The following is a 16,585-nucleotide window of genomic DNA, read 5'->3' on the forward strand; positions in this document are numbered from 1 at the left end:
CTACCGATTATTTCGTTGCAGTTTCGCACCCAACGTGGCCATCAAAGGTTCAAAAATTGGGAACGACGTGGCGATCGGGCCCGCGTCGTCGACGGTTACACCCTTTTTGGCCCCCATCCCCAAAATCATGAACGACATGGCGATCCGGTGGTCCAGAAAGCTTTCGCAGGTGCCGCCACCGGGGACGTTGCCGATGCCCAGCCCTTCAACCGACCACCATTCATCACCTTCTTCGACAGTTACACCATTGGCGCGCAGGCCCCGAGCCATTGCGTCGATCCGGTCGCTTTCCTTTACGCGCAGTTCTTTTACGCCGCCCATCATCGTGACGCCGGTGGCATTTGCCGCAATCACGGACAAAACCGGGTATTCATCAATCATCGAGGCCGCGCGTTCGGGTGGAACATCGATCCCCTTCATATTCGGCGAGTACTTTGCGCGCAGATCGGCGACAGGTTCGCCGCCCTCTTCGCGCTCATTCTCATAGGCCAGGTCTGCACCCATCTCGCGCAGCGTGGTGAACAACCCCGCACGGGTGGGGTTCAGGCCGATGCCCGGCACCAAAACGTCCGACCCCGGCGTGAGCAACGCAGCGCAGACCGGAAAGGCCGCGCTGGACGGATCGCGCGGAACGGCGATGACCTGCGGTTTCAACTCGGGGCGACCGGTCAGAGTGATCACCCGGCCCTCATCAGTGTCCTCAACGGTGATTTCCGCGCCAAAGCCTGCCAGCATACGCTCGGAATGGTCACGTGTGGCTTCTTTCTCGATCACAACGGTTTTGCCGGGAGCATTGAGGCCAGCCAGAAGCACTGCAGATTTCACCTGGGCCGAAGGCACGGGCACCTCGTAGCGCACCGGAGTGGAGTCAGCCGCGCCAACGATCGTCATGGGCAAGCGCCCCCCTGAACGGCCCACCGATTGCGTTCCGAACAAAGCCAGCGGATCTGTGACCCGCGCCATGGGGCGTTTGTTCAGGCTCGCGTCGCCCGTAAAAGTCGCCGAAATCGGACAGGTCGCCATCGCGCCCATAATCAAGCGAACACCGGTGCCCGAGTTGCCGCAATCGATCACCTGATCGGGTTCGGCAAAGCCACCGACGCCCACACCATGCACAGTCCATTCACCGCCGCCATGGTCAGTAACCTCGGCCCCGAAGGCGCGCATGGCCTTGGCGGTGTCCAGAACATCTTCGCCTTCCAACAGGCCCGAGATCCGGGTCTCGCCCACGGCCATCGCGCCCAGAATCAACGACCGATGCGAGATTGACTTGTCACCGGGCACCTCTGCCGTTCCGGTCAGCGGGCCGCAAGGATGCGAGGTCATCGGGATGGGCGTGCCGTGTCCGGACATGGGGGCTCCTGTTTTCGCTATCAGTTCAAGGCGGATTAGCGAATTGGGGCCGGTTGGTCCAGCCGCAATCAGTCTTTGCGGCGGAAGGTCAGGTAGTGTGGCGTACGGCCTTCACGCAGGGCTTTTTGTTCATAGCGGGTGGAAATCCAGTCATCCCACGGCTCGCGCCAGTCGGCAGGGCGCTCGGCCAGCCATTCGAACCCGGCGCGTGGCACCTCTTCCAACGTCTGGCGCACATAGTCGGGAATGTCGGTAGCAACGCGGAAAATAGACCCCGGCTTCAGGGCGCGGGCCAAAGGCTCCAGATGTTCCTGCGTCACGAAACGGCGACGGTGGTGCCGCGTTTTGGGCCAAGGGTCGGGATAAAGTAAAAAAGCGCGTGAGATGCTGGCCTCGGGCAGAACATCGAACAGATCGCGCACATCGCCTGGATGCACCGCCAGATTTTCGACCCCGGCCTGACGAATCTTACCCAACAGCATAGCGACTCCGTTGATATACGGTTCGGCCCCAATAATGCCGGTATCGGGGTTGCTGGCAGCCTGGTGCACAAGATGCTCACCCCCACCAAAGCCGACCTCAAGCCAGACGTCCCTGCCATCGAACAGAGCGTTCAGATCCAGCGGATGGCGTTCGGGATTGGTTTCCCAATCCACCGCACCCGGTGACAGTGCATCAAGGTCTTCGTTCAGATACGTCTTTTGGCTGGGCTTCAGGGTTTTCCCTTTGAAGCGGCCATAGAAGTTTCTGCGCGGGCGTTGTGGGGTCTGGGTGCTCATGGCGGTGGCCATACTGCGACACCGAGGTTGGTTCAAGAGGGGCGTAGTAATCACCGGCCAACAAAAAAAAGCGCGCCGATGTCGGCGCGCTTTGATAATTCGGATCAGACGGCCGCTTTCAGCGCATCGGCCAGATCGGTCCGTTCCCAGCTAAAACCGCCATCCGCCTCGGGTTCGCGGCCAAAGTGGCCGTAAGCCGCCGTGCGCTGATAGATAGGTTTGTTCATCTGCAGGTGCTGCCGGATGCCGCGCGGGGTCAGATCCATGACCTGACCGACAGCCTTTTCGATTTCTGCGTCCGGGATTTCACCAGTGCCGTGAGTGTCGGCGTAGATCGACAGCGGCTTGGAAACGCCGATCGCATAGCTTAGTTGGATCGTGCAGCGTTCTGCCATTCCGGCAGCCACAACGTTCTTGGCCAGATAACGCGCGGCATACGCAGCCGAACGGTCCACCTTGGTCGGATCCTTGCCCGAGAACGCGCCACCGCCGTGCGGCGCTGCGCCACCATAGGTGTCTACGATGATTTTGCGCCCAGTCAGACCTGCGTCACCATCCGGGCCACCGATCACGAATTTGCCCGTGGGATTCACGTGCCACTCGGTATCGTTGCTCAACCAACCTTCAGGCAGGGTTTCACGGATATAGGGCTCTACAATCGCGCGAATGTCGGCCGAAGTCAGCGCTTCGTCCAGGTGCTGTGTCGACAACACGATCGAGCTGACACCCACAGGTTTGCCGTCACGGTAAATGACCGACAATTGCGACTTGGCATCAGGGCCCAATGCGGGCTCGCTGCCATTCTTGCGCACTTCGGCAAGACGGCGCAGGATCGCGTGCGAATACTGGATTGGGGCCGGCATCAGCGCAGGCGTTTCAGTGGTCGCATAACCGAACATGATGCCCTGGTCACCGGCACCTTCGTCCTTGTCTGCCGCTGCATCCACACCTTGGGCGATGTGCGCGGACTGTTCGTGCAGCAGGTTCGTCACCTCGACGGTTTCGTGGTGAAATTTGTCCTGCTCGTATCCGATGTCTTTGATACAGGCGCGCGCAATCTCGTCGATGCGGCCCATGTAATCGTGCAGCTTTTCCTGATCAGACAGACCAACTTCGCCACCGATGACGACCCGGTCGGTCGTAGCAAAGGTTTCGCACGCCACGCGCGCTTCGGGTTCTTCATTCAGAAATGCGTCAAGTACGGCATCGGAAATCCGGTCGCAAACCTTGTCCGGGTGCCCTTCGGAAACAGACTCCGAAGTAAATGTGTAGTTCTGTCGGGACATGAAAGTGCTCCATTAAGATTATCCCATCACGTCAGGAAGCCGTTGTAATGAGCATGCAACGGGATACGCATCAAGAAACACAGCGTCAATCCGAAAATACTATTGCTGTTCTCTGGCGTTGCGCCAAAACAGCGCGAAAAACGCCAACAGCGCGACAAATACCGGTGCATCACCCAACCGGGCGTACACAGTCGGGGCCAGCGCCTTGGGCAATGTCGCATCGAGAAAACCGGCCTGCCCCAGAGGTAAGGCCCTGGTAATACGACCCAGCGGGTCAATCATCGCTGACACTCCGGTATTGGCCGACCGCATCATCGGCAACCCTTGCTCGATGGCGCGCATCTGAGCTTGTGCCAGATGCTGATACGGCCCCGAGCGCGTTCCGAACCATGCATCATTGGTGATCTGCAGCAAAAAATCGGCACGACCCGGTGCAGACAAGACGTCCTGAGTAAAGACTGCCTCATAGCAGATAAGTGGCAGGGCTTTCCCAAGCTTGCCAGCGTCCATCAGCGAAGCACCCGGTCCGGCACTAAAGCCATTGCCAGTAGTGGCAGCCATTCCGTAAACTCCGAACTGGGCCAACATGTCGCCAAATGGCACATATTCGCCAAAGGGTGCCAGATGATGCTTGTCATAAAGCCCCTGCTGCCGGCCATCTTCATCCAGATAGATCATCGAATTGTAGATGCGCGGGCCGTCTCCTCTCTGAATTCCCAGAAATACGGGCGTCCCCTGCGCGGCGTCGGCGATTGCGGTCAGATAAGGCTGCGCGCTTCCCAGCCATGCAGGAACCGAGGTTTCCGGCCAGACAATCAAATCCGGTCGCGGGGCCGCCGCTGTGAACTCTAGTTGACGGGCAAAAAACAGCGGGGCGTAATCCGGATCCCATTTCTGATGCTGGGGCGCATTTGGTTGAATGAGGCGAACAGCATTGTCAGTGTCCGTAACAACCGGGCGCGACATGGCATAAATCAATGCGAAACACGCGGTTCCAACGGTCAGGACTGACGGAACCACATAGCCATCGCGCCGCGACAGCGCGGCCCCGAGCGGCAAAGTCGCCAGCAAAGTCACCGCGCCCAGCCCATATGGCCCGAACAGAGACAATAGCTGCGCGACCTGTGTATTCACCCAGACCTGCGCCAGCCCCGCCCAGGGAAACCCCGTCAGGACATACCCTCGGGCAAATTCCAGCAGTGAGATTGAAATCGCCAGAAACACGGCCTGTGATACGCCATCGCTGTCGGGACGCCGCACCAGCCAAAAAGCAAGCGCCCAAAACAACGCGAGGCCGCCTGCCATGAATGTCAGGGCAAAGGGCGCCATCCATCCGTGACGCTGGACATCAACTAGGAACGGCTCGACAATCCAACTGAGCGCATGCGCAAAATACCCGGTCGCAAAGGCCCAGCCCAACCACGCCGCCCTCGCCCGCGTCTCAGTCGTAAGAAACAGAGGCGACAGCAGGATCAGTGCGATCACTGTTGCCGGCCAAATGCCGAACGGAGCAAGCCCAAACGCCGCGACCGCGCCCAGCAGAGCTGCGGATATTAACCGCAACCAAAACGGCCAGCCCTGTGCAGGGTTCATTCAACGCGATCCGGCAACATGACACGCAGACGTTTGATCCGGCGCGGGTCGGCGTCAATCACCTCGAACTCAGGACCTTCGGGATGCAATACGACCTCGCCCCGTGCTGGGACGCGACCAGATAGCATGAAGACCAATCCGCCCAAGGTGTCGATCTCTTCCTCGTCCACGTCTTCGTGACTTGTCAGAGAACGCCCGATCTCGGCCTCGAACTCTTCCAACGGAACGCGGGCTTGCACGACGTAGTAGCCGGGCTTTTCCTGTATCCAAAGTTGGCCTTCGTCGGCATCGTGCTCATCCGCAATCTCACCGACCACCTGTTCGATCAGATCCTCGATCGACACCAGACCATCAACACCGCCGTATTCGTCAATCACCAGCGCCATATGGCGGCGTTCGGTCTGCATCTTCGTCAACAACACGCCAATAGGCATCGACGGCGGCACAAACAGCAAAGTGCGCAGCATCGAGACCAGATCAAACTCTGACCCCGTGCCGTTAAATCCGTGCGTAAGCGCAAAATCCTTCAGGTGTACAAACCCCAAAGGCGTATCAAGCGTTCCCTCATAGACGGGGATACGGGACAGGCCGCTGTCGCGGAAAACCTGAGCCAGTTCATCCTTGCTGATTGTCGAGGGCACGGACACGATTTCCGCCGTGGGAATAGCCACATCTTCGACCCGCATTCGCCGCAGGTTGATCATGCCGCGAGGCTGAACCATGTCGACCTCATGTCCATTGGTTGCGCTGACCTCTTCGTCGCTCTGCGGCGAGAACGCGTCCACTATTCGAGAAAAGAAGCCAGCTTTTTCGCTGGCATTTTCACCGCTGTCCTTCGGTTGCGCGCTCTGCGCCGCCATAGAACTGCCGTCTGTATCGCCCATAATCCTGTTCCAAATGATCGGCCAATGCGGCCACTATTACATACTATATGGGTCATCTATACCCATTTTGCCAAGTATCTCGACCTCGACCCCTTCCATCAAAGTGGCGTCGGGGTCACGGATGTGGTCATAGCCCAGCAAGTGCAACACTCCGTGAATGATCAGATGCGTGACGTGATCGTCCATGGTTTTGCTGGCGTCGGCTGCTTCACGGGCGCAAGTATCGAAAGATATCGCAATGTCGCCCAGCGCGATTTCGCCTGTAAAGTCTGGCGTGGGTCGGGCAGGCCTCTGCCCCGCTTCATCAGCGGCCAGATCTTCGGCTGGCCAACTCAGCACATTGGTCGGCGTGGGCTTATCCCTAAATTCCGCGTTCAGGTCAGCAATTCGCGCATCATCGCAGGCCAGCAGACTGATTTCGCACAGCTCGGCGTCCAGATCGCAAAAGTCCAAAACTGCCTTTATCGCGCGCGCGGCCAACGGTTCAAGCTGTTGCCAGCGCGCATCTTCGATCGTCACTTCCAGGTTCATCTCACCGTGTCCAAAGCCTTGTGGCCGCAACCGGGACGACTATGCTTTCTCGCGGCCCGAGTCGGCCTCATACGCTTCGATAATGGCGGCCACAAGCGGGTGGCGCACAACATCCTTGGACGTGAAGTAGTTGAAGCTGATGTTTGGTATCGTATTCAACAAACGCTCGGCATCGGCCAGCCCTGACTGAACACCGCGCGGCAGGTCAACCTGCGAGCGGTCACCGGTGATCACCATTCGACTTCCTTCACCCAGACGCGTCAGAAACATTTTCATCTGCATGGTCGTGGCGTTCTGAGCTTCATCCAGCACAACAAACGCATTCGCCAAGGTGCGTCCCCGCATAAAGGCCAGCGGCGCGATTTCGATTCGCTTTTCTTCAATCAGTTTGGCCAGTTGCTTGCCCGGCAGAAAATCATTCAAGGCATCGTACAACGGCTGCATGTACGGATCGACCTTGTCTTTCATGTCACCGGGCAGATAGCCCAGCTTTTCGCCAGCTTCGACTGCAGGGCGGCTGAGAATGATCCGATCTACATGGCCACCGATAAACATCGATACGCCAGCGGCTACGGCAAGATAGGTCTTACCCGTACCGGCAGGGCCAATCCCAAAGGCCAGTTCGTTCTGAAACAAGGATTGGACGTATGCCTTTTGCGCATCCGTGCGCGGCTCGACCAGTTTCTTGCGCGTCTTGATTTCGACCGTGCCGCCTCTGAACATCTCAAGCTGATCACCGTCGCGGCTGCCGGTTCCCGTCTCCGAGCCCCCCATCCGCAGCTCGCGATCCACATCGGCCGCTTCGACGTCACGCCCACCTTCCAGGCGCGTGTACAGTGCCTGCAAAACCTCAATGGCCTGCTTTTGGGCGTCTTCGTCACCCATCACAGCCAGCTGATTCCCGCGACGTACAATTTGAACAGATAACTTTTGCTCAATATCTGTCAGATTGCGGTCATATTCCCCGCACAGGTCAATTAATAATCGGTTGTCTGGAAACTCAACAAACGCTTCGCGCTGAGGCATTTCATCTTGCGGTGGGTTTAGGGCACCGATGGCCAATCCGCTCTCCTGTCTTGGCGTTTCACCTTGAGCGTAGACAGGAAGTCTTGGTGGGCGCAAGCCACAGTTTCATTTTTTCCGCCCAAATGGCAAAACCGCCAATGCGCCCGGCCCGTGCGCGGCTCCTGTTGGTGCCGCTGTTTCAGTCGGCGTGTCAGAACCGATAATTCAAACCCAACTTCAGACCGCGATACTTCGGCGTCGATCTGGTCGACGTTCCATTGCCGAAATCCACGTTTTCCGCGCTGAATTGAACGTATTCGAACTCACCCGTGATCGACCATTGGTCGGTCAGGTTATGTTCGGCCCCGATGCTGGCGGTAAAGCCGCTGCGTCGGCCGCCACTTTCGAAGAATTGAGACCCCCCCTGGACGGCCTGTCTGCTTGTTGTGTTGATGTCGCCATTCACATATCCAGCCGACACAAAATACAACACTGTACCGCTTTTGTTGGTCAGACCATTGCGCAGCCGAATCGAGAACACGTCAGATATTTCAGACCCGCCCGTGACTGTCTGGCCGTTGATCTGGTTGGAGGCGTCATCGCTAAGCGAGCCGAACTCGTATCCAAGCTCAAACCCATACACATAGTCGCGCCCACCGCGCGCTGGCAAAACGCCGCGCCACCCGGCCCGTACGCCACCCAACGAACCGCTCAGGTCCAGGTCACCTACTGCCGAGGTTCCGCCGGGTCCAGTCAGTCCAAATCGATCGTCGCCTCCGAAAGCGTACGCGCCCGTAGCACCCAGGTAAAAGGCGCTGACGTCACTGCCGAACCGTTTGGGGTTGACGACAGGAGGGTCAGAGAGACCTTGATCCAGATTGCCTGCAGCGGTCACACCGGGAAGCGCCGTAATAGCGATCGCGGTGGTAAGAGCGGATTTCAACAGCCGCCCTGAAAAACGTTTCAAAGTCTTCACTCGTACCCTTTCCATTCACCGACCTGCTCATCCCGCCGGCAAGAGATGAGGTTTCCCAAAGGCGCAAAACACTCGCCCCCTAGGCAACCTGATTTTTCTCGGAACATAATTCCGAGTAATAAATCAAGGGTAAATTTGGAATTAACAAAACCGTATGGTTTCCAAAATCCAAATAACGGACGCGTTACCGCAACGCACCCGCCAGTGAATTTGCACCCGAGGACATAATCCGGACATCGCGCAATTCGCCCACCGCGACATCAGCGTCGGACACGTGAACCGAATGAAGATACTCGGATTTTCCGACCATCTGACCTGGCAGACGACCCGGTTTTTCAAACAGCACTTTCACGTCCCGGCCAACCATCGCGTCCTGAATCTCGCGCTGGTGACGGGTAATCAGCCCCTGAAGCCGCTGCAGACGGTCGTCCGCAGCCTTGGGATCAACCTGAGACCGCTCAGCCGCCGGTGTTCCGGGGCGGGTCGAGTACTTGAACGAATACGCATATCCGTATTTGACCTCTTCCACCAAATCCATGGTGGCCTGAAAATCCTCTTCGGTCTCTTCAGGGAAGCCGACGATGAAGTCGCCGGACATCACGATATCCGGACGCGCTGCGCGAATACGTTCGATCAGGCGCAGATAGCTCTCGGCGGTGTGGCTGCGGTTCATTCGCTTGAGGATGCGATCCGAACCCGACTGAACGGGCAGATGCAGATAAGGCATCAGCTTGTCGCACGTCCCGTGCGCCTCGATCAGGTCGTCGGCCATATCGTTAGGATGCGAAGTGGTGAACCGGATCCGCTCCAGCCCGTCGACCTTGTTCAGCTCCCAGATCAGACCGGCCAGCGTCATATCACCATTCGGACCAGCGCCGTGATAGGCGTTGACGTTCTGCCCCAGCAGAGTGATTTCGCGCACCCCGCGTTCGACCAGATCGTTCGCCTCGCGCAGGATACGATCGGCGGGACGGCTGACTTCGGCACCGCGCGTATACGGCACCACGCAGAAGGCACAGAACTTGTCGCAGCCTTCCTGCACCGTCAGAAATGCGGTCGGTCCGCGTTTTGCCTTGGGGCGGTTTTTAAGTTTTTCGAATTTGTCTTCTTCGGGGAATTCAGTGTCCAGCGCCTTGGCACCGGTGCGCGTCTTCGCCTCCATCTCGGGCAGGCGGTGATAGCTTTGCGGACCAACAACAAGGTCGACCATCGGCTGGCGACGCATGATCTCTTCGCCTTCTGCCTGCGCAACACATCCCGCAACACCGATCTTGAGGTCGGGCTTTTCGGTCTTCAAACCTTTGAACCGGCCAAGCTCGGAATAGATTTTTTCCGCGGCTTTTTCCCGAATATGGCAGGTGTTCAGCAGGATCATATCCGCATCATCGGGAGTTTTCGTTTCCACGTACCCCTGGCCGCCCAGCGTTTCCGCCATACGCTCGCTGTCGTATACGTTCATCTGGCAACCATAGGTCTTGATGTACAGCTTTTTTGGTTCTGACATGAAAACGGCCTTTGCATTCGCGGGATCGGCGTCGTCTATACCCAACGAACGCCGCTTGCAATGGCGACGCGATTACCTGATTTTGGCCCGAAACTCCAGCAAGGCGGCAGTGGACAGGCAATGCAATACGAATCTCTCGACTCTTTTTTGCAAACGGGCAAGGCCGCTTTGGCAAAGGGACCTCTAGCGTTGGTTTTTGTTGAAGATGACGTCGAGACTGATAGCACTATCCGTCACCATCTGAATCTGGGCTTCAAGTCCCTGATCGTTTTTATGCCGCAGGAGTTTGCGCTGGACCCCAAACTTGAGGATCAAATTCACCGCGTCTCTCTCAGCTGCGTCCCCCGCACCATCGTGTTTGAGACGATCAACAAGATCATTCAGGCGGCACCAGGTTTGTGGATGTATTACTGCTTTAACGCCGAGTACCTCTTCTTTCCCTTTTGCGAGACGCGTTCAATCGGAGAGATGCTGGCGTTTCACACTGAAGAGCGCCGCGACTCGATGCTGAGCCATGTTGTCGATCTGTATGCCGAGGATCTGAACGAATTCCCGAATGGCGTCGCACCTCAACGCGCGATGATGGATCGCACAGGGTATTTTGCCCAGGCGCGTCTGGATTCAATGAAGCACCCGAAGGAGCGCCAGCTGGATATGTCTGGTGGTTTACGATGGCGGTTCGAAGAACACGTTCCCGCACAAAACCGCCGAATTGACCGGATCGCCCTGTTCAAATCCAAAAGTGGATTGTTATTGCGGCCGGATCACACGTTTAACGACGAAGAATACAATACGTATTCTTGCCCGTGGCACCACAATTTGACTGCTGCGGTGTGCTCGTTCCGGGCAGCCAAAGCCTTGAAAACCAACGCAGGATCTACCTTCGACATTCCAACATTCCGCTGGCGCAATTCGATCCCGTTCGAATGGTCGTCAAACCAGTTGCTTGAGATGGGGTTGATCGAAACGGGCCAGTGGTTCTGACCCGCCTCTTTGACCTCTTCGGTGTCTGATCACCGCCGCAGCAACATCGGAAACCAATCCTCGCGCAAGCGCTGGCCTGGAATCATGTCATGCCCCGGAAACGGCGGCGATGTCCGGCCTGGCCGCTCGACATATCGCGCATCGTCACCAACCAAACGCAGTGAAAATGCGCGGCGGCGGCTGTCGGATTGATTTCCTCGCGCGCCGTGAAGCGTGCGATAGTTGAAAGCAACCGCGTCGCCCGGCTCCATCTCGAACTCGACAACCCGCATCCCTTCGGCATCCGGGTCCGGGGCCGGGATGTACTGGCCTTCGTCGGGAAAGAACCCGTCTTCCGAAACCCAGCGGGTCGGCAAGACCTCTTTCTCCCACCGGTGCGAGCCTGCCACACAGCGCAGTGTGGCTTGAGTGACCGGATCAAGCGGCGACCAAAAGCTGATCGTTTGCTGCCCTTCAACAAAGTAATAGGGCCCATCCTGATGCCACGGCGTCGCCATCGAGGTTCCGGGCTCTTTGACCAAAACGTGGTCGTGGAACATCTGCACTGTATCCGACTGCATCAAATCTGCCGCGACTTCTGCCGCCGGGGATTCGTGAATGACCGTCTGAAATTGTTCAATGCGCGACCAGTTGCAATAATCGTCGAAAAACCGACCCGTCTGGCCTTCTTTCTTGTTCTCGGAAGCATACGGCCCGGGATCCGCCATATTCGCTGCCACCCCTTCGCGCAGGGCCTCAACGTGATCGGCAAATAGCCCTTTGATCAGGACAACGCCGTCCCGTTGATAGGTGTCGATCATTTCGTGAGTAACCAAGGGGTGCGTCATGTCTGTCTCCGTGCCGGCGGTAGGACGATCTGCGCATGGATGCCCCCTCTGTTCAAATAATATCTTTCTAAGTTAGGTTTAATTTCATGTTATATATTTCACTTCGCCAATACGAATATGTCTGTGCTATCGGCCGCTTCGGCAGCTTGTCTGCCGCGGCGCAACAGCTGAATGTCTCACAACCTGCGCTGTCCACCGCTCTGACGCGCGTCGAATCGCATCTTGGTCATCCGTTATTTTCGCGAAAACGCGGGGCCGCGCTGGCGCTGACCCCGCAAGGACGCAGATTTATCGAAGACGCGGAAAACTTGCTGACCAATGCGGCCCGGCTTGAGAAAGCGGATCAGGTCAGTGCAACCTGGGCACAGTTGCGATTGGGGTGTTTCGTGGATTTGGCCCCGTTTTTGCTGGCCAAGGCGCTGCACCCGCTTCGCGTGGCACTGCCGGACTTGACCGTTTCGTACAAGGTGGACGGGTTCGAAGGGCTGATATCTGGCCTGATTGACGGGCGTATAGATTTGGCGCTGACATACGGCATGAGCATGGATGCCGGATTTCAACAGCAGACCCTTTTCCCCAGCAGGCCAAATGCCATCATGGCCCCGGATCACCCATTGGCGCACGTGCCGTCTGTTTCGCTGAGCGAGCTGGCCGCCCATCCGCTAATCCTGTCAAACGAAGGCCTCTCATCACAGCACGTGCTTGGACTGTTTCGGCAGATCGGATTGCGACCTTCAGTGGCACACCGGGCGGCAACGCTGGAAATCCAGCGCAGTCTTGCCGCTCATCATGAGGGGGTCGCGATCAGCTATGCCACCCCGCCCTCGAACGTCAGCTATGACGGAATCCCCCTGGTCAGTCGCCGAATCCTGGATGACATCGCTGCGGAACCTGTGGTTCTGGCCCGCCACGGCATCGGCCCTACAGAGCCGCACATCGCGCAGGCGGAACAGATTCTGATGGAGTTGTTGGCCTGAGTTACTTTTTCCGCAGACGGATCACTACGTCGACCGACGCGATTTCAACGCCCTCGGGCGCTTCGGGCAGGCGTTGAATCACCAATTGATCCGACGGCGCATCACTCAGGCGGCTTTCGTCTTCCCAGAAAAAATGCGGATGATCGTGGGTATTGGTATCGAAATAGCTTTTCGAGCCATCAACCGTGATCTCCTGCAGAACCCCGGCCTCACAAAACGCGCGCAGCGTGTTGTAGACCGTTGCCAGAGATACGGCGTCCCCATTCTTTTTGGCCGCCTCAAACAGGCTTTCGGCAGTGACATGCCGATGGCGACCATCGCCGACTAAAAGCTCGGCCAAAGCGACACGCTGGCGCGTTGGGCGCAGCCCCGCGTCAACCAACCAATCTGTGGCTCTGTTCTGGCTCTGAGGTGTCATCAATCCGAAACCCAATTGTTGCTGAACCATATATAGGTGCTGTGTTCGGGTAATTTCAAATGAAATTCATTCGCAAAGAATGCCGTCTGCACAACAGGATGTGACGTGCTGCTCTTGCAGGACCTTGCATACGGGTGCTAGACGAGGCCAGATATAACGAACGGACCCCTGGCAGGAGAGGCGGCAGAATGGCCCAATTCCCGAGCAGCTTTGACAAGGACGATCTGCTGAAATGCGCCCGTGGCGAATTATTCGGCCCCGGTAATGCGCAATTGCCTGCACCTCCGATGCTGATGATGGATCGGATCACCGACGTCTCGGCCGATGGTGGCGCGCATGGCAAAGGCCACATACTGGCCGAATTCGACATCACCCCTGACCTGTGGTTCTTTGATTGCCACTTCCCCGGCAACCCCATCATGCCCGGCTGTCTGGGACTGGACGGCCTATGGCAGTTGACTGGTTTCAACCTGGGCTGGCGTGGCTGGCAGGGACGCGGCATGGCCGTAGGCGTCGGCGAGGTCAAGCTGACCGGCATGGTCCGCCCGGACCGCAAGATGCTGACCTACAAGATCGACTTCAAAAAAGCGATCCAGACCCGCCGCCTGACCATGGGTGTGGCGGATGGTATCGTCGAAGCGGATGGTGAAATGATTTACGATGTCAAAGACATGAAAGTCGTTCTGTCCGAAGCCTGAGCCTGACCGGCCCGAAATAAGGAGCACGCACATGCGTCGAGTAGTTGTCACCGGTTTGGGGGTCGTGTCCTCCATCGGGAACAATGCCCAGGAAGTATTGGCCTCTCTCAAGGCCGGAAAGTCCGGCATCGAGGCCAACGAGCAGATGGTCGAACACGGCTTTCGCAGTCAGATCGCCGGAACGCTCAAGATCGATCCGGCTGAGCATGTAGACAAGCGTACCCTTCGCTTCATGGGTCCCGGTGCAGCATACGCGCATATCGCCATGAATCAGGCAATCGCCGATGCTGGCCTGACAGAAGACCAGGTCGTGAACCCGCGCACCGGTTTGGTCGCCGGTTCCGGCGGTCCGTCGACCAGCGCAATGCTGACGGCGCATCAGACTGTTCTGAAAACCGGCGCGACCAAGCGTATCGGCCCCTTCGCCGTGCCGAAATGCATGTGTTCGACGATCTCGGCCAACCTTGCGACCGCGTTCAAGATCAAGGGCATCAATTATTCAATCACCTCGGCCTGCTCGACCTCGCTGCATTGCATCGGCAACGCGGCGGAACAGATCATGCTGGGCAAACAGGATGTCATGTTCGCCGGTGGCGGAGAAGAACTGGACTGGACCCTGTCCTGCCTGTTCGACGCGATGGGTGCCATGTCCTCCAAGTACAACGACACTCCGGAAAAAGCATCCCGGGCATTCGACCAGGATCGCGACGGATTCGTCATCTCCGGCGGCGGCGGGATCGTCGTTCTTGAGGATCTGGAACACGCGCTGGCCCGCGGCGCAAAAATTTATGCCGAAGTGACTGGGTATGCGGCCACGTCGGATGGCCACGACATGGTGGCACCATCCGGTGAAGGTGGCGAACGCGCGATGCGTCTGGCTCTGTCGACCATGCCCGAAGGGCGCAAAGTCGGCTACATCAACGCCCACGGCACCTCGACCCCGGTTGGAGACGTTGGCGAAGTTGAAGCCGTGCGCCGAATCTTTGGTGAAGGCAATGTGCCCCCGATCTCATCGACCAAGTCGATGACCGGACACGCACAGGGTGCGGCAGGCGCGCTGGAGACGATCTTCTGCCTGTTAATGCTGGACAATGATTTTATTACGCCGTCGATCAATGTCGACACGCTTGCCGAAGGCATCTTGCCCGGTGAAATTGCAACTCAAGTAGTTGAAAACGCAGGATTGGATAGTGTGATGACCAACAGCTTCGGCTTTGGCGGCACCAACGGGTCCATGATCCTGTCGAAGTATAACGGGTGAATGTAATGTCGGATCTTCTAAAAGGTAAACGCGGCCTGATCATGGGCGTGGCCAATGACCGCTCGATTGCGTGGGGCATTGCCAAGGCCATGCATGAGGCCGGTGCCGAACTGGCATTCACATATCAGGGCGAGGCGTTCGGTAAACGTCTTGAGCCATTGGCCCAAAGCCTGGGCAGTGATTTCATGGTGGACGCGGACGTCACGGATGACACCTCGCTGGATCGCGCATTCGAAGAGCTTGGCGCGCGCTGGCCCACCATCGACTTCGTGGTTCATGCGATTGCCTTTTCGGATAAATCCGAACTGACGGGACGTTTTCTGAACACCACGCGTGCCAACTTCAAGCACTCGCTGGACGTGTCGGCGTATTCCTTCATCGAGGTCGCGCGCCGCGCTTATCCGCTGATGCAAGAGAATGGCGGCACGCTGCTGACCCTGACGTATCAGGGATCGAACAAGGTTGTTCCGAACTATAACGTCATGGGTGTGGCCAAAGCCGCACTGGAATCGGCGACCCGCTATCTGGCCAACGATCTGGGTCCAGAAGGCATTCGAGTCAATGCGATCTCGCCCGGCCCGATGAAGACGCTGGCAGGTGCTGCAATCGGCGGTGCCCGCAAGACTTACAAATTCTGCGATCAGAACGCGCCCATGCGCTCGAACGCAACGCTCGAGGCTGTTGGCGGCACGGCCGTTTACCTCACTTCAGATGCGGGAGCATGCACGTCGGGTGAGATCATTCGCGTCGATGGCGGCTTCCACGTTCTGGGCATGCCGCAACCTGATCACATGTGACCCGATCTTTCCCTGCCGGTGCCAAGATTTCACCATCTTTCACGGGCAGGGATATCGGCATGAGCAAAGCCGAACATATCCTTTCCAGCAACACTCGCAGCATCCGGTCGCGCCGCAGATCCGGATTTCTGGGCACGCGTGGCATTGTCGCGTTATTGGCCCTGACCACCCTATTGTTGTTTGTGTTTTTCACACAGCCGCAGATGCGGGAAACCGTCAAAGCCTGGATCAGCCTCATAACAGGCTGATCCAACTCGTTTCATTGGTCAGTTAATTGAAACGACCTCGATATCGAAAATCAGATCCTGACCAGCCAATGGATGGTTAGCATCCAGCGTGACGGTTGCTTCGTCGACCTCGATCACCGTCACCGGAACCGCCTGTCCGTCTGGCGTTTGCATTTGCAATTGGGTGCCAGGATCCAGCGGAATATCGTCCGGAATGCCTTCACGCGGGATCTGCTGGCGCGCTGCGGGGTTGATCGGGCCATAGGCGTCCACGCAGGCGATCTCGACCAGCTTTTTGTCCCCAATGTTCAAACCCGGCATCGCCGAATCCAAACCCGGGATAATCTGGCCCGTGCCAACGACGAATTCCAGCGGGTCACGTCCTTCGGAACTGTCAAAGACGTTTCCGTCCAACAGCGTTCCTGTGTAATGGATGCGAACCGTGTCGCCTTGTTTGATTTCCGTCATATTGGTCTCCGGCCTCT

18 protein-coding genes and 1 riboswitch are annotated in these 16,585 nt (G+C 57.7%); of the genes, 6 read left to right on the forward strand and 12 right to left on the reverse strand.

Features of this window, described 5'->3' with window-relative positions; all coding sequences use genetic code 11:
* The 9 genes from aroA to miaB all read right to left on the reverse strand — a co-directional run bounded on the left by aroA (position 1) and on the right by miaB (position 9,911).
* Positions 1 to 1,353 carry a 3-phosphoshikimate 1-carboxyvinyltransferase gene (gene aroA / locus AC2FI9_RS09080; RefSeq protein ID WP_496740159.1) on the reverse strand — a complete coding sequence of 451 codons (1,353 nt, stop codon included), beginning with the start codon at positions 1,351 to 1,353 and terminating at the stop codon, positions 1 to 3.
* A 68-nt stretch (positions 1,354 to 1,421) separates the two neighbouring features.
* Entirely contained in the window at positions 1,422 to 2,132 is a 711-nt protein-coding gene (gene trmB / locus AC2FI9_RS09085; protein WP_496767110.1) for a tRNA (guanine(46)-N(7))-methyltransferase TrmB, read from the reverse strand.
* Between the two features lie 104 nt (positions 2,133 to 2,236).
* Positions 2,237 to 3,418 (reverse strand): methionine adenosyltransferase, encoded by a 1,182-nt coding sequence (gene metK / locus AC2FI9_RS09090; RefSeq protein WP_496767111.1) that lies wholly within the window; start codon positions 3,416 to 3,418, stop codon positions 2,237 to 2,239.
* Positions 3,419 to 3,423: 5 nt separating this feature from the next.
* Positions 3,424 to 3,472, reverse strand: a riboswitch (SAM-SAH riboswitch).
* Positions 3,473 to 3,517: 45 nt separating this feature from the next.
* Positions 3,518 to 5,011 carry an apolipoprotein N-acyltransferase gene (gene lnt, locus AC2FI9_RS09095; RefSeq protein WP_496767112.1) on the reverse strand — a complete coding sequence of 498 codons (1,494 nt, stop codon included), beginning with the start codon at positions 5,009 to 5,011 and terminating at the stop codon, positions 3,518 to 3,520.
* Positions 5,008 to 5,895 (reverse strand): hemolysin family protein, encoded by an 888-nt coding sequence (locus AC2FI9_RS09100; protein ID WP_496767113.1) that lies wholly within the window; start codon positions 5,893 to 5,895, stop codon positions 5,008 to 5,010. The genes lnt and AC2FI9_RS09100 overlap by 4 nt, the downstream gene beginning before the upstream one ends.
* A 36-nt stretch (positions 5,896 to 5,931) precedes the next feature.
* Positions 5,932 to 6,426 carry an rRNA maturation RNase YbeY gene (gene ybeY, locus AC2FI9_RS09105; RefSeq protein WP_496767114.1) on the reverse strand — a complete coding sequence of 165 codons (495 nt, stop codon included), beginning with the start codon at positions 6,424 to 6,426 and terminating at the stop codon, positions 5,932 to 5,934.
* A 39-nt stretch (positions 6,427 to 6,465) separates the two neighbouring features.
* On the reverse strand, positions 6,466 to 7,488 hold the full coding sequence (locus AC2FI9_RS09110) for a PhoH family protein (protein WP_058273235.1): 1,023 nt from the start codon (positions 7,486 to 7,488) through the stop codon (positions 6,466 to 6,468).
* A gap of 154 nt (positions 7,489 to 7,642) precedes the next feature.
* A complete protein-coding gene (locus AC2FI9_RS09115; protein ID WP_496767115.1) occupies positions 7,643 to 8,398 on the reverse strand; it encodes an outer membrane protein in 756 nt (251 codons plus the stop codon).
* A 193-nt stretch (positions 8,399 to 8,591) separates the two neighbouring features.
* A complete protein-coding gene (miaB, locus tag AC2FI9_RS09120) occupies positions 8,592 to 9,911 on the reverse strand; it encodes a tRNA (N6-isopentenyl adenosine(37)-C2)-methylthiotransferase MiaB (protein ID WP_496767116.1) in 1,320 nt (439 codons plus the stop codon).
* Positions 9,912 to 10,031: 120 nt separating this feature from the next.
* Here miaB and AC2FI9_RS09125 point away from each other — a divergent pair, with 120 nt between their 5' ends.
* Positions 10,032 to 10,895, forward strand: a complete 864-nt coding sequence (locus AC2FI9_RS09125) for a hypothetical protein (protein WP_496767117.1) — start codon at positions 10,032 to 10,034, stop codon at positions 10,893 to 10,895.
* Between the two features lie 29 nt (positions 10,896 to 10,924).
* On the opposite strand, the gene AC2FI9_RS09130 is transcribed toward AC2FI9_RS09125, so the two are convergent.
* On the reverse strand, positions 10,925 to 11,722 hold the full coding sequence (locus tag AC2FI9_RS09130) for a phytanoyl-CoA dioxygenase family protein (protein ID WP_496726800.1): 798 nt from the start codon (positions 11,720 to 11,722) through the stop codon (positions 10,925 to 10,927).
* Between the two features lie 86 nt (positions 11,723 to 11,808).
* Between AC2FI9_RS09130 and AC2FI9_RS09135 the strand changes: the two genes are divergently transcribed.
* Entirely contained in the window at positions 11,809 to 12,699 is an 891-nt protein-coding gene (locus AC2FI9_RS09135) for a LysR family transcriptional regulator (protein WP_496767118.1), read from the forward strand.
* Position 12,700: 1 nt separating this feature from the next.
* Here AC2FI9_RS09135 and irrA read toward each other — a convergent pair whose 3' ends face one another.
* Entirely contained in the window at positions 12,701 to 13,117 is a 417-nt protein-coding gene (gene irrA / locus AC2FI9_RS09140) for an iron response transcriptional regulator IrrA (protein ID WP_109312620.1), read from the reverse strand.
* A 188-nt stretch (positions 13,118 to 13,305) separates the two neighbouring features.
* Between irrA and fabA the strand changes: the two genes are divergently transcribed.
* Genes fabA through AC2FI9_RS09160 form a run of 4 tightly spaced genes read left to right on the forward strand, consistent with a single transcriptional unit; the run spans position 13,306 to position 16,121 of the window.
* Positions 13,306 to 13,815 (forward strand): bifunctional 3-hydroxydecanoyl-ACP dehydratase/trans-2-decenoyl-ACP isomerase, encoded by a 510-nt coding sequence (fabA, locus tag AC2FI9_RS09145; protein ID WP_282152633.1) that lies wholly within the window; start codon positions 13,306 to 13,308, stop codon positions 13,813 to 13,815.
* A 31-nt stretch (positions 13,816 to 13,846) separates the two neighbouring features.
* The gene (gene fabB / locus AC2FI9_RS09150; RefSeq protein WP_496767119.1) at positions 13,847 to 15,076 is read left to right on the forward strand and encodes a beta-ketoacyl-ACP synthase I; all 1,230 of its coding nucleotides are present in this window, start codon (positions 13,847 to 13,849) and stop codon (positions 15,074 to 15,076) included.
* Between the two features lie 5 nt (positions 15,077 to 15,081).
* Positions 15,082 to 15,873, forward strand: coding sequence for an enoyl-ACP reductase FabI (locus AC2FI9_RS09155; RefSeq protein WP_496735389.1), 792 nt, complete (start codon positions 15,082 to 15,084; stop codon positions 15,871 to 15,873).
* A gap of 59 nt (positions 15,874 to 15,932) precedes the next feature.
* Entirely contained in the window at positions 15,933 to 16,121 is a 189-nt protein-coding gene (locus AC2FI9_RS09160; protein WP_058273151.1) for a hypothetical protein, read from the forward strand.
* An 18-nt stretch (positions 16,122 to 16,139) separates the two neighbouring features.
* Here the strand turns inward: AC2FI9_RS09160 and AC2FI9_RS09165 are convergent, their stop codons facing one another.
* Positions 16,140 to 16,568: an FKBP-type peptidyl-prolyl cis-trans isomerase gene (locus AC2FI9_RS09165; RefSeq protein WP_496767120.1), complete on the reverse strand. Its 429-nt coding sequence runs from the start codon at positions 16,566 to 16,568 to the stop codon at positions 16,140 to 16,142.
* Between the last annotated feature and the right edge of the window lie 17 nt (positions 16,569 to 16,585).

The organism is Ruegeria sp. CDSA246 (genome assembly GCF_059611225.1).

Bases quoted from the DNA above. Each gene is read 5' to 3' on its own strand.
- aroA (WP_496740159.1), bottom strand. From the start codon at position 1,353: ATGTCCGGACACGGCACGCCCATCCCGATGACCTCGCATCCTTGCGGC.
- trmB (WP_496767110.1), bottom strand. From the start codon at position 2,132: ATGAGCACCCAGACCCCACAACGCCCGCGCAGAAACTTCTATGGCCGC.
- metK (WP_496767111.1), bottom strand. From the start codon at position 3,418: ATGTCCCGACAGAACTACACATTTACTTCGGAGTCTGTTTCCGAAGGG.
- lnt (WP_496767112.1), bottom strand. From the start codon at position 5,011: ATGAACCCTGCACAGGGCTGGCCGTTTTGGTTGCGGTTAATATCCGCA.
- AC2FI9_RS09100 (WP_496767113.1), bottom strand. From the start codon at position 5,895: ATGGGCGATACAGACGGCAGTTCTATGGCGGCGCAGAGCGCGCAACCG.
- ybeY (WP_496767114.1), bottom strand. From the start codon at position 6,426: ATGAACCTGGAAGTGACGATCGAAGATGCGCGCTGGCAACAGCTTGAA.
- miaB (WP_496767116.1), bottom strand. From the start codon at position 9,911: ATGTCAGAACCAAAAAAGCTGTACATCAAGACCTATGGTTGCCAGATG.
- AC2FI9_RS09125 (WP_496767117.1), top strand. From the start codon at position 10,032: ATGCAATACGAATCTCTCGACTCTTTTTTGCAAACGGGCAAGGCCGCT.
- AC2FI9_RS09130 (WP_496726800.1), bottom strand. From the start codon at position 11,722: ATGACGCACCCCTTGGTTACTCACGAAATGATCGACACCTATCAACGG.
- AC2FI9_RS09135 (WP_496767118.1), top strand. From the start codon at position 11,809: ATGTTATATATTTCACTTCGCCAATACGAATATGTCTGTGCTATCGGC.
- irrA (WP_109312620.1), bottom strand. From the start codon at position 13,117: ATGACACCTCAGAGCCAGAACAGAGCCACAGATTGGTTGGTTGACGCG.
- fabA (WP_282152633.1), top strand. From the start codon at position 13,306: ATGGCCCAATTCCCGAGCAGCTTTGACAAGGACGATCTGCTGAAATGC.
- fabB (WP_496767119.1), top strand. From the start codon at position 13,847: ATGCGTCGAGTAGTTGTCACCGGTTTGGGGGTCGTGTCCTCCATCGGG.
- AC2FI9_RS09155 (WP_496735389.1), top strand. From the start codon at position 15,082: ATGTCGGATCTTCTAAAAGGTAAACGCGGCCTGATCATGGGCGTGGCC.
- AC2FI9_RS09160 (WP_058273151.1), top strand. From the start codon at position 15,933: ATGAGCAAAGCCGAACATATCCTTTCCAGCAACACTCGCAGCATCCGG.
- AC2FI9_RS09165 (WP_496767120.1), bottom strand. From the start codon at position 16,568: ATGACGGAAATCAAACAAGGCGACACGGTTCGCATCCATTACACAGGA.